8 protein-coding genes are annotated in these 13,485 nt (G+C 36.7%); 7 read left to right on the top strand and 1 reads right to left on the bottom strand.

Annotated features, from left to right (window positions below):
* Positions 1 to 287 precede the first annotated feature (287 nt).
* The 7 genes from ACDG22_RS13350 to ACDG22_RS13320 all read left to right on the top strand — a co-directional run bounded on the left by ACDG22_RS13350 (position 288) and on the right by ACDG22_RS13320 (position 12,320).
* Positions 288 to 1,193: a glycoside hydrolase family 5 protein gene (locus ACDG22_RS13350; protein ID WP_370859004.1), complete on the top strand. Its 906-nt coding sequence runs from the start codon at positions 288 to 290 to the stop codon at positions 1,191 to 1,193.
* 241 nt (positions 1,194 to 1,434) lie between these two features.
* Entirely contained in the window at positions 1,435 to 2,742 is a 1,308-nt protein-coding gene (locus ACDG22_RS13345; protein WP_302452103.1) for a glycoside hydrolase 5 family protein, read from the top strand.
* A gap of 285 nt (positions 2,743 to 3,027) precedes the next feature.
* Positions 3,028 to 6,276 (top strand): SusC/RagA family TonB-linked outer membrane protein, encoded by a 3,249-nt coding sequence (locus tag ACDG22_RS13340; RefSeq protein WP_302559074.1) that lies wholly within the window; start codon positions 3,028 to 3,030, stop codon positions 6,274 to 6,276.
* Positions 6,277 to 6,290: 14 nt separating this feature from the next.
* A complete protein-coding gene (locus ACDG22_RS13335; RefSeq protein WP_370858921.1) occupies positions 6,291 to 8,054 on the top strand; it encodes a RagB/SusD family nutrient uptake outer membrane protein in 1,764 nt (587 codons plus the stop codon).
* Between the two features lie 30 nt (positions 8,055 to 8,084).
* Positions 8,085 to 8,921, top strand: coding sequence for a YajG family lipoprotein (locus ACDG22_RS13330; protein WP_177593276.1), 837 nt, complete (start codon positions 8,085 to 8,087; stop codon positions 8,919 to 8,921).
* A 180-nt stretch (positions 8,922 to 9,101) separates the two neighbouring features.
* Positions 9,102 to 10,853, top strand: a complete 1,752-nt coding sequence (locus tag ACDG22_RS13325) for a DUF6057 family protein (RefSeq protein ID WP_370858920.1) — start codon at positions 9,102 to 9,104, stop codon at positions 10,851 to 10,853.
* A 3-nt stretch (positions 10,854 to 10,856) separates the two neighbouring features.
* On the top strand, positions 10,857 to 12,320 hold the full coding sequence (locus ACDG22_RS13320; RefSeq protein ID WP_040311995.1) for a TolB family protein: 1,464 nt from the start codon (positions 10,857 to 10,859) through the stop codon (positions 12,318 to 12,320).
* A 3-nt stretch (positions 12,321 to 12,323) separates the two neighbouring features.
* On the opposite strand, the gene ACDG22_RS13315 is transcribed toward ACDG22_RS13320, so the two are convergent.
* Positions 12,324 to 13,454, bottom strand: coding sequence for a chorismate transformation enzyme, FkbO/Hyg5 family (locus tag ACDG22_RS13315; RefSeq protein ID WP_370858919.1), 1,131 nt, complete (start codon positions 13,452 to 13,454; stop codon positions 12,324 to 12,326).
* Between the last annotated feature and the right edge of the window lie 31 nt (positions 13,455 to 13,485).

Below are 13,485 nucleotides of genomic sequence, written 5' to 3'. Positions count from 1 at the left end.
AAAGCGGTGTTTCCTTTCAAGACTAATGTCTGTAAAAGAAACATCGCTTTTTTATTGTCAATGTTATGGTAAGATGAACTATCGCTGTTAGCGTATATAAATAAGGTAATAAAAAGCGGTTTGTGATAGAAATGCAACAATCAGATAAAATAGTATTGCTTTTTTATTTTATGATAGTCTACTTTTGCAAGTGTTAATCGAATGGATTTTTAATTTGAAATGCTATGGACCGAAACATGATTAAAAGCGTCTTTTCTATTCTGCAAGTTTGTGTATTGTGCTGCCTGATGTTTTTATATGGTAGTGTAAATGCTAGTGCAGCTGTGGAACGTTTGTCTGTAAAAGGAACCTTTCTTGTAAACGAAAAAGGCGAAAAGGTCGTATTGAAAGGAGTCAGTATGGGCTGGCATAACTGGTGGCCTCGCTTTTATAATGCTTCGGCTGTGAAAACGCTGAAAGAGCAATGGAATTGTACGCTGATTCGTGCCGCTATGGGAGTAGAGCCCGAAGGGGCTTATCTAAGCAATCCGGAGAAGGCGTTGAAATGTGTGACGGCTGTTGCCGATGCTGCTATCGCTAATGATGTGTATGTCATTATAGACTGGCATAGCCATGGGTTACATACAGAAGAGGCGAAAGAGTTTTTTAGTCAGATAACCGCTCGCTATAAAGGTGTTCCCAATGTTATTTATGAAATATTCAACGAACCGGTAAAGGATACCTGGGCTGATGTGAAAAAATATTCAGAGGACGTTATTGCTTGTATTCGTGCCGTCGATAAGGAGGCATTGATTCTGGTGGGTACTCCTCATTGGGATCAGGATGTACATCTGGCTGCTGATGATCCAATAAAGAATGTACATAATATAATGTATACACTGCATTTTTATGCTGCTACTCATAAAACTTCGTTGCGTGAGCGTGCCGATTATGCGTTGGAAAAAGGACTTCCTCTTTTTGTTTCCGAATGTGCCGGCATGGAAGCAAGCGGAGATGGAAATATAGATTTGGAGGAATGGAATAAATGGCAGGCGTGGATGAAAGAACATGCTGTCAGCTGGGCTGCCTGGTCAATAGCTGACAAAGACGAAACTTGCTCGATGCTTTATCCTTCAGCACCTGATACTGGGTGGAAAAGTGAGGATTTGAAGGAGTGGGGGCGTATTGTAAAAGAAGTGTTATTGGTAAAATAAGATATGTTGTTTATAGATAAAGTGTTTTTTTAGGTAAGGTTGAAAGGATAATGGTTTTTGTGCCGGTAATTCTCTGAATTATCGGCACTATTTATTTGAAAGTATTCGGGAGATTTATAGGACATAGAGTAGATGTAAGTAATTAGACTATCTGCAATGTTGTGAATTATTGGATAAAATTATATCATATTTCTAGATAGTTTCTTCTTACTTTTGCATTGTTGAAATAAATCTAATAGATATGCGGAAGCAGAACTTTTTTTTGTTGTTAATGTCACTTGTGGTTATTGTGTCGTGTACCACAATGTCGAAAAATCAGAAAGAGAATAATTTTGTACGAGTAGAGAACGGACAGTTTATCCGTAATGGAAAGCCTTATTATTACATTGGTACTAACTTTTGGTATGGTGCAATATTAGGCTCAGAAGGCGAAGGAGGTAACCGTGTGCGTCTATGTCGCGAGCTTGATTCATTAAAAAGTATTGGCATTGATAATTTACGTATACTGGTTGGTTCTGATGGCGAGCGAGGAGTAGCTGCTAAAGTAGAACCTACGCTTCAGGTTGCTCCAGGAGTTTACAATGATACTATTTTTGCAGGACTTGACTATCTGCTTGCTGAAATGGCAAAGCGTGATATGCTGGCTGTGCTTTATCTGAATAATTCATGGGAATGGAGTGGAGGATATGGACAGTATCTGCAATGGGCTGGTTATGGAAAAGCACCACAGCCAGCAGTTGATGGGTATGCGGCTTATATGAATTTTGCCGGTCAGTTTGTATGCTCGGACAGTGCCCAAGCTCTTTATGCAAATTATGTAAAGGATGTAATAACCCGTACCAACCGTTATACAAATGTGCGTTATATAGACGATCCGACTATTATGTCATGGCAGATAGGTAATGAACCTCGCGCTTTCTTACCAGAATATAAACAGAATTTTGCCAATTGGATGGGTAAGGCTGCTGCCTTGATCAAATCTCTTGATCCCAATCACCTGGTTTCTACCGGAAGCGAAGGTAAATGGGGCTGTGAGATGGATATGGACTTATTCGAAAAAATTCATGCAGATGCTAATGTGGATTATATGAATATTCATATCTGGCCATACAATTGGGGATGGGCTCCGAAAGATAGTTTGCAGGAGAATCTGGAAAAAGCAAAACAGAATTCGAAAGTGTATATCGACGAACATCTTGCAGTTGCAAAGAAGTATCAGAAGCCTTTGGTAATGGAAGAATTTGGATATCCTAGAGATAATTTTCAATTCAGTAAATCGTCGTCAGTGAAAGCACGAGATGCTTATTATAAATATATATTCGATTTGGTATTAGATAATGCTTCATCTCACACTTTGTTTGCGGGTTGTAATTTCTGGGGATGGGGAGGCTTTGCTAATCCTTCTGAAGAATATGAATATTGGAAACCTGGAGACGATTATACTGGCGATCCTGCTCAGGAGCAGCAGGGGCTGAATTCTGTATTTGCATCGGATAGTACAACTATCACTTTAATAAAACAGGCTAATAGAGTATTAGGTAACAATTGAAATCTGAAAAATATATCATAATCAGGTAGTATTTATACAAACTATACCCTGATTGAAAACATATTTACCCCTTTTGTTCTAATGTAAATGCCTATTTTTGCTTCGTATTTTTTATGCAAAACTAATTTATAATTGAAGAAATAAAATTGTAACAAGTTATAATTTTATGATAAAATTATATCGGAATATAGATTGCGTATTCTGTAACTTTGCATTGAAGATATATGATACAAGTCTTTATATAGAGTAATAAAAATACTTGAAAACTTTAAAAAATATGATGTTATGAACAAACATGCAAAAAGAACTGTATTGGTTGCAGGAACTTGCTTATCAGTAATGGTTGCAGGTTTTCCAGGGACATTGTCTGCATCAACAGGAACTATGATTGCTGCTCAACAGACAAAGTCTATTTCTGGTACGATTGTTGATTCTAATGGAATTCCAGTGATCGGTGCTAATGTCTTGGTAAAAGGAACAACGAATGGTACAATTACTGACATTGATGGTAATTTTACTTTAACTGTTCCTGCTGGTGCTATATTACAAATCTCTTTTATTGGTTATAATAGTCAAGAGGTAACTGTTGGAGAACAGACATCTTTCAATGTTGTATTGAAGGAAGATACAGAAACTTTGGAAGAAGTTGTCGTAGTTGGTTATGGTGTTCAGAAAAAGAAACTCGTAACAGGTGCTACTGTTGAAGTAAAGGGTGATGATGTAGCAAAAAGAAATACGATTAGTGCATTGGGAGCTTTGCAGAACCAAAGCCCTGGTGTAAATATTCAGGCTACTTCAGGTAAACCGGGTGATGGGTATAAAATCAGTATTCGTGGTGCTGGTACTAATAGTTCTACTAATCCGCTTTATATTATTGATGGTGTTGCCGGAGGTGATATTAATGCGTTAAACCCTGCTGATATTGAACGTATTGATGTCTTGAAAGATGCAGCTTCGTGTGCTATTTATGGAGCTCGTGCAGCTAATGGTGTTATCATGGTTACTACTAAGCAGGGTAAAGCTGGAAAGGTTACTGTGACTTATGATGCAAATGTAGGTTGGCAGAATGTATATAAAAAACCAGACTTGCTGAATGCTAAAGAATATATGGCTGTTCAGGGTCAGGTAGCTTATAATAATGGAGGTAATCCTTATGACTGGTCAAAATATATAGATGCTGATTTATTGGCAGATTATCAAAGTGGAGCAAATGAAGGAACAAACTGGTTGGATCAGATTATCAATGACAATGCAATAACTACTTCTCATGCATTGAATATCTCAGGTGGTTCTGAACTTTCAAAATTCTCTACAGGATTTGGTTATCAGTATCAGGACGGTGTCATAGGAAATATAGCAAAATCTGATTATCGTCGTTTTACTTTTCGTTTAAATTCTGAGCACATTATTTATAAAACAGATGATAGAGATGTGATCAAGTTTGGTCAGAACCTGTATTATCAGCATGCTCAGACACAAGGTATTCAGATTGGTAATCAATATAGTAATGCCATATCTACTATGTTACGTGCAAATCCGTGCGTACCTGTATATAATGCAAATGGTGATTACTTTATGTATGATGATTTGAAGAACTCAGGTACAGATGGTTGGTTTGCTTATAACTCATATACAAGCAATCCTGTTGCTGAAATAGTCAATACTCAAAGTGGAAACAACAAGAGTAAAAACTTCAACTTGAATGCGGTTGCTTATTTTGAAGTACAACCAATTAAAAATTTGACTTATAGATCACAGGCGTATTATAAACAGTATTCAAGTTTGTGGAAAGGATATACTGGTGAATACAAGATAAATGATCAAGGTAATGCTGCTGACCAAAGTACATTGTCTGAAAATATGACAATAGGATGGAACTGGGGAGTTACCAATACCTTGAACTATAAATTTGATCTTCCAAAAGAACACCACTTTGATGTATTGGTTGGTACAGAGTACTCTCGTGAAGGTAATAATATGGCTGAAACATTGGAGGCAATAGCTAAAGGTAATGTCTTCACAGATTTTTCTCATGCTTATTTTGATAACTTTACAGGACGTACAGGACTTGCAACAGTAGGAGGCTATCCGGTAGACGATCACTCTATATTGTCATACTTCGGTCGTGTCAACTACGATTATAAAGAACGGTATATGTTTACCGCAATTATGCGTGGTGATGGTTCTTCTAACTTTGCGGATGGACACCGCTGGGGATATTTCCCTTCTTTCTCTGCTGGTTGGGTTATCTCGAACGAACAGTTTATGCAAAGTACAACAAACTGGCTTGATTTCTTGAAGTTGCGTGCAAGCTGGGGACAGAATGGTAATGAGAATATTGGTGCTTTCCAGTATCTGGCAACTTATTCGTTCGGTGACTTAGGACAGTATCCGTTTGGTAGTGATAAGAACTCTGCTACTCAGGGAGGTTATCCTACTCGTCTTTCGAACACTGATTTGACTTGGGAAACTTCTGAACAGACCAATATTGGTGTTGATACTCGTTTCTTGGGCGGAAAATTGAGCTTTACATTTGATTGGTATAGTAAGAAAACAAAAGACTTGTTGATCAATGTTCCGGTTTCTTCTATCAATGGATTTACAACAAAAGCAGCAAATGCCGGTAGTATCGAGAATAAAGGTATTGAGATCTCTTTAGGTTGGAACGATAGTGTTGGTGATGATTTTACTTATGGAGCAAACTTTAATTTGTCACATAACAAAAATGAAGTTATAGAGGTTAATAATGGTTCTGGCTATGTAGAAGGAGGTAATGATAACCTTTCTCAGAATACTGGTTTTATGGCCCGTATGAAAGAAGGACATCCAATCGGATACTTCTATGGATATAAGACTGACGGTGTAATGCAAAATATGGATGACGTTCAGGCTTATTTGAACCAGAATTGTGGAGGAAATGTTGCTAATTCTTTGCAGGGAACTTCAATTAAACCGGGTGATTTGAAATTTGTGGATGTAAATGGTGATGGAGTTATCAACTCAGATGATAAGACAGATTTGGGAAATCCGCATCCAGATATTACAATGGGATTGAATTTAAATGCTGCATATAAAGGTTTTGATCTTTCAATTTCTGCTTATGGAGCTTTCGGACAGCAGGTTGCTCGCTCTTATCGTAAATTTACAGATGGTCAATATGAAAATTATACTACAGAGGTATATGATTACTGGCATGGCGAAGGAACATCTGATCGCTATCCACTTTTGACTCCGGGTAATGCAGGTCCAAACTGGCAGAATATTTCAGATATTTATGTAGAAGATGCAGATTATGTGCGTTTGCAGAATTTGACAATAGGATATGATGTGAAACGTGTTTGGAAAACTTGTCCACTTCAGCAGTTACGAGTTTACTTTACAGCCCAGAATTTATTTACTATTACTGGATATAAAGGTATGGATCCAGAAAATGGTATGGCTTTAAATAGTAATGAGCCTTGGGTTACAGGAGTTGATGTTGGTAACTATCCTCAGCCTAGAACTTATATGTTTGGTGTTAATGTTAAATTTTAATTATGAATAATACGATGAAAAAGTTTATAAATATATTAGCTGCAGCGCTCCTAGGTTTGGGAGGAGTAACATCGTGTACTCTTGATGCTGTGAACTATGTGGAGAAAACACCTGAAAATTTCCCTGTTACATCTAGTGATGCTTCTCAGGCACTTGCGGGTATTTATCAAAACTTAAGTTTGGTTTGTGCTAATCCACAAATGTCATTCTTCTATTTGTCAATGTTGGCAAGTGATGATAATTTAGGTGGTGGTGGTACAAATGATAAATTAATGCAAGCAATGGATTTGCTTTTGAACTACCAAACAGATATGACACATCAGTTCTGGAGTGATCGTTATCAGGGTATCAACCGTGCCAATGCATTATTGGAAGGTGTGGAAAATATGGAGCTAGAGGAAAGTGAGAGAAATCAGGTAGTAGGTGAAGCTAAATTTATGCGTGCTTTCTTCTATTATGAGCTGGCTTCTCAGTATGGTCGTGTACCTTTGGTTCTTTCAACAGAAGAGGCTGAGCCGTCTCAACCAGCAGCTGCTGCTTTGTGGGGACAGATTCTGATGGATTTACGAGATGCTGCTGCAACAATGCCTGCTGTTCGTAAGACTGATGGACATGTGGATAAATATGCGGCTGAGGCTATGTTAGGACGTGCATGGTTGTTTTATACCGGAATGTATGGTAATGGTGACGACTTAGCTGCACTGACTAGTACCACATATAATCCTCTTTCAGAAGTGGCTTTGCCTGACGGTACTGCATTGACAAAGAATGAAGTAATTGGTTATATCGATGACTGTGTTGATAATTCTGGATATTCATTAGTCCCAGATTATCGTAATTTATGGGCCTATACCAACCGTTGTACAGTAGAAGATTATAATTATACGAAAGGACAGGGATTAAAGTGGGTTGAAGACGATGCTGCTGTAAACCCTGAGTCTATGTTTGCTATCAAATTTAATAAACTTGCTAGTTGGCAGACTACAATCGGTTATGCAAATGGATATGCATTGCATTTTGGTATGCGAGGTGGACAGGATTATTCGAAAACATTCCCATTTGGTCAAGGATGGGGAGCTGGTCCTGTTGCTCCAAATTTAGTGAACGACTGGAGTTCAGCAGAGTCGGATGATATGCGTCGTGAAGCTTCTGTTCAGAATGTAAAAGATTTGCCGGCTTACACATATGGTGGATGGGCTGATTTTGTTCAAGAAACAGATTACTATGAAAAGAAGCAATCGTCAGTGTCAGCACAATATACAGATGAAAGTGGAACTCTTCAATATACTCCTGTTTTTGAATATTTAATGTATGGTGAAAATGGATGGCAGAACGATAACTTGATGCAAACAGGTAATATTCATGATTTAGTTTTGATTCGTTTTGCTGATGTTCTGTTGATGCAATCTGAGTTAAAAGAGGATGTGTCGGGTATTAATAGAGTACGAGAACGTGCAGGCTTGGATCCTATAGGTTCTTATTCTTTGGAAGCCTTACAGAATGAACGCCGTTGGGAGTTAGCTTTTGAAGGTGTAAGATGGAATGATATACGTCGTTGGCACATTGCTGCTGCTGCCCTTGAAAAACAGACAAATCAGCCTGTTTATTATTTAGGATCATCTGCTAAAAATACACCACATGCTGGTGGATATGCAGCCCGATACAATGCTACTGCAGGTTTCTTTAAGATACCAGAGACTGAAGTTTCTTTGTCTAATGGTGGATTGGTTCAGAATGAAGGTTGGACGGATGCAAGCAGTGAATATAGTGGTTGGTAATAATTAACTAATAACAAAGCGAAAATAATTATGAAAAAGATACTATTTGCGTTGCCATTTTTATTTGCAATTCTTTTGGTTGCATGTGATGCTTCGGTTGATGATAAACAACCCGGAGCAAGTGTAACGGTTGATGAGTTGACTAATAGTTTTCAACTAGTAGCTCGTAGTGAAGGTAATAACAACATTACAGTAAAATTATCTCCTGTACGTTACGTTAAAGTATATTCTGCAGATAATGATGCACTGTTAGCTGAAGGTACAAATCCTACTTTCCAGGTAACACCTCCTACAACAGAATTAGATGTGTATATAACAGCTATTAATCAAGATGGTAGCATTACAAAATCATCAACGAAAAGTATAACTGTTAGTGAATACACAGATTTGCCTGCTATTTATGAGCAGATATTTGGTCTGGAAAATGGAGAATATGGTACAACTAAATGGACTTGGGACGATACTTTGACTCGTTACTGGGGAAATGGAGGCTGGGGAAGTGATACAACTCCTTCTTGGTGGGGAGCTCCCGATGGTGCCGATATTAATGAAGAATGTGAAGGCAAAGGCTTACCTAACGATGGTATTGGGGCATGGTTCTCTTTAAGTCTTACAGGAGTACAGACAAGTCGTGGTGAAACAGGTAGTGTAAAAGTTACCGAAGAACAACTTGTTGCAGGATGGGGAGTCGGTACAATGACTTTCTCTGGTACAGTTCCTTTGTTAGGAGTATTACCTAATGATGGCAATCAGCGTTGCTATACTTATCAGATTATATCTGCAGATGGTGATCATTTGGTTTTAGCTGCTCAGACTTTGTCTAATTCTTCAGAAGGTTGGTTCTTCTGTTATAAACGTATTGAATGATACAAAGACTGTAATTGATAAGTAATGTATATAAAAGAGAGGTGTTTTAGGATAGTCCTATTACATCTCTCTTTTCTTATTATAGATAAAATTCTATAAAATGTTAAGATAGTATCATTTCTATAAGCTAAAGGTGTGTAACTTTGAACATGCAAATAAACCTAATATAATCCAATGTCTATGCAGAACAATATAAGAGCATTTTTGTCTATTCTCTTTGTGGGTATTGCTTTTTTGTTTTGGGCAATATACTATCCTTTTCATTTGTTGTATCAGGAACAATATTTATTGTTTTTGTATATTCCTTCATATTTTTTCGATAAGCTATCTTATCCCGGTGGGGTTGGAGAATATATAGCTGAATTTTTAACTCAGTTTTATTACTATCCCTACCTTGGAGCTTTGATTGTGGCTTTATTGCTAGGAGGAATACAGAGGCTTATGTACAGGATTATGCTGAAAATGCAAAAGAACTCTATTGATTGGTATGTTTTGTCGTTTATTCCATCACTGGGAGCTTGGGCATTTTTATGCGATGAAAATAGTCTGTTGGCAGGTATAGTTTCATTGCTTCTTTCTATGGGAATATCCTATGGTTATATGTCATTATCTCGTCAATGGGTAAAATATGTGTATGTATTGGGGGTATTTCCATTGCTTTATTGGTGTGTTGGAGGAGTATGTATAGTAACTCTATGTCTGATTTTAGCTTATGAGTGGTTGGTTGATTCTATATCGATTAAACATAAGAGTGCTATTAGTTTACTTATGGTGATAGCATGGGGGATAAGTGTGGGATATGCTATACTTCATTTGCAATATCCGGTTTCTAGATTGATTACAGGAATTGGTTATTATCGCTTTCCTACACTTATTCCTTTTTCTGGAGTCTTGACCTGTGTTATAGTTGTATTATTGGCAGGAGGTGTAGTTTTTCTACCTCTGTATCAAAAGTATCGTTCCTTATATTGGTCTATACAAAGTATTGTTGTATTGACTCTTGGAGCTGGATGGATTTATAGTGCAACGAGTATGAAAAAGGAACGTGATATGGCTTATGATTATTGGGCGAGTACATGTCAATGGCAGCAGATTATCCAGTCTGCAGAACAAAATAATCCAGATACACCTTTGTCTGTCGTTTGTTTGAATCTGGCTTTAGGGAAAACTGGGCAATTAGGCGAACGTATGTTTCAATTCTTTCAAAATGGTACAGATGGGCTGATTCCTGATTTTGTTCGGGACTATACGATTCCACTTACAGTCAATGAAGTTTATTTTCATTTGGGAATGATTAATACTAGTCAGCGATATGTGTTTGAAGCAATGGAGGCCAATCCGTCTTATCATAAAAGTACACGTTGTATTCGTCGTCTTGCAGAAACAAACTTGTTGAACGGAGAATATAAGGTAGCTGCAAAATATCTGAATCTGTTGAAACATACACTTTTTTATAAAAAATGGGCTGAAGAAACAGAAACATATCTTTATGAAGAAGATAAAATAAACTCTCATCCGGAGTGGGGAAGGCTACGAAAAATGCGCTATACTGAAGATTTCTTATTCAGTGAAAATGAAAAAGATATGATGTTAGGATTGCTTTTAGTGCATAATAAAAATAATCGTCTTGCCTTTGAATATTTATTGGCCTATACACTTTTAAATCGTGATATAGCGTCATTTTTAAAATATTATCCAATAGGGAAAAATATGGGATATGCTGTTATTCCACGTTCCTATCAGGAAGCATTGGTATATGTTTGGACACAATCTCATCCGAATTTTCAAGGAATGCCTTGGAGTATTTCTCCTGTCGTAATGAAGGAAGTAACAGAGTTTGCTACTCATTATGTACGCGCTCCGAAGGATGAAGCATTTTTTCTTAATCGTTTTGGAAAAAGTTATTGGTATTATTTATTATTCAGAAAGTAGCTTATGAAATTAATTGTAAAGTGGATAGGATGTCTTGCTCTTTGCTTGTGTATGTCTTGTGCTGAGCAAGTTGAATCACCTGAAATGGTTGATACTTTTCCTGATATTTATCCAGATTATATAGCTGTAACTGTACCGGTTGGTATAGCTCCTCTTAATTTTACTATGAAAGATGACTGTGAAAGAATCGATATCAGAATGCAAGGAGTGGGCGGAAAGGAGTTGCACATGAATGATACAGATGTAGATATAGATATAGAGGAATGGAAACAGTTGTTGAAAGCTAGTAAAGGCGATAGTATAATTGTAACTGTATCTGCAAAATATGATGGAAAATGGAAACAATATAAGCCTTTCCCTTTTTATGTTAGCAACTATTCTATCGACTATGGATTGGCATATAGATTGATAGCTCCTGGTTATGAGGTATATAGTAAGATGGGTATTTATCAGCGTGAGCTAGGTAGTTTTCAGGAACAGGCAGTGATCGAAAATACTTTGATACCGGGAATGTGTATAAACTGTCATGCTAGTAATCGAACAAATTCAGATCGTTTAAGTTTGCATGTACGAGGAGATCATGGAGCTACTCTGATGCAGTTAGAAGGGCGGTTAGAAGTTCTTGATACAAAAACTGATAGTACAATTTCAGCATGTGTGTATCCTTATTGGCATCCGTCAGGTGATTATATTGCATATTCTGTTAATGATACAAAACAGGCTTTTCATGTAGTTCATGATGAGCGTATAGAAGTAATGGATAATGCTTCTGATATAGTGGTTTATCATCCAGAAACTCATCGTTTGCTTACTAGTCCTTTGCTTAGTAAAAAGGAATCATTTGAAACGTTTCCTGTATTTTCTGCAGATGGAAGAAAACTCTATTTTTGTAGTGCAGAAGCGCAAGCTATGCCTGAAGATTATAAAAAAGTAAGATATAGTTTATGTTCTATTGATTTCGACTCATCTCGTGGAACTTTTGGAAATAAAATAGATACTTTAGTATCTGCGAGCTCTTTGGGAAAAAGTGTTTCATTCCCTCGTCCGTCTTATGATGGGAAATATATTATGTATACTCTTTCCGATTATGGAAACTTTTCTATCTGGCATCGGGAAGCTGATTTGTGGCTGCTTGATTTAAAGAGCGGTGAAAGTCGTAATATTACTGAAGTGAATAGTCCGGAAACTGAAAGTTATCATAATTGGAGCAGTAATTCTCATTGGTTTGTTTTTAGCTCCCGGCGGGATGATGGACTTTATACACGTTTGTATTTAGCTTCTATAGATGATAACGGAAATGTTAGTAAACCTTTTATGCTTCCTCAACAGTATCCGGCAGAATATTATACAGAATTGTTATATTCATATAATGTGCCTGATTTCATTAGCAAACCTATTCGCATGGATAAGCAAGAAGTTGAAAAGGGCTTGATGTCGAAGGAAAGGATAAAGATAAAATATCAGTAAAAATTACTGTGATAACTGGCATATACCTTCTATTTCTACTAATAACTCTTCTCTGCATATATCAGTGAAAAGATATATTGCTGGTATTAGGGGAAATCGGGTCTCAACAGTTTTACGTATGACCTGATAGTGGTTTCTATTTTTTATGTATACTCGTAAGTTACATATTTTTAATGATGTATCTGGGCAAGAATTATATTGTAGATTTTTCAATGATATTAAATATTCTATGTTGTCTAAAGTTAGTTCTGTTTGTTTCTGGGGAGATTGTATATGAGTGCTATATTCTCCTCTGATAGCTGCGGTACCAGATATGAAACAAAATATATTATTGGCGAAATCTATAAGTTTAGCTCGCTCAAACTTTGGCGTTTCTTTTAAAGAGGTTGTTGATGATCCTATTAAAACTTCTTTAGAATAAGAATGGGCGGCTATTTGCAGAGGATTGTTTAATGGGTAAATTCTTTTATGTTTGTTGTTTGTGCTTTTGAATGCAATACAACTGATGATGAGTCCGTTGAATTGAGCGCCTATACCGGTTGCTGCAGGATATCCGTAGGGCCATGAAGTCTTCTGGTAGAATTGAGTTCGGGAGTTGTTGTATATTTGGTAGTTCTGTTCATTATTATGATACCCTGTAATATTTCCGATATAATTCCATTGGCGTACTATATCTCCGATGGTAAAATTATGTTTGTAAAGTATTGATTCAAGCTTGGTAAATATATCGATACTTTGTTGAGATATTGATAAGAAATGACTCGAAGATGGAATACCTTCGATACATAACATTTCGCTTTGCTGGTCTTTTATATATAAATAATGAATGTTGTTAGTCGTTTCATGGGATATAGATATTGTATTATCTGAATTATATTCCCAAACCTCTACCCAGAGTTCTTGAGAAGAAATAGTTTGTTCTGGAATAAATGTAATAAGAATTTTTTTACTTAGTATTGTATATACAGCTTGTTTTATGTTGTGTAAAATTGTATGATAAGTCTGATCAATACATGTTCCAAAAAATGTCAGACTTAAGATTTTGTCTTGCTGGGTATGTTTTAGCAAATTGTGGATGGTTGTAAATATGTTAGAATCTATTGGAGCATGTAAATAATAGGTATTAGTAAGCATATTTGTTCCTTTCTTTTGTTTAATATGTTTT

The organism is Phocaeicola coprocola (assembly GCF_041333015.1).
In the GTDB taxonomy this organism is placed as follows: domain Bacteria; phylum Bacteroidota; class Bacteroidia; order Bacteroidales; family Bacteroidaceae; genus Phocaeicola; species Phocaeicola coprocola.
Note: the sequence above shows the minus strand (reverse complement) of the source record. Positions and strands in the feature narration are given on the sequence as shown.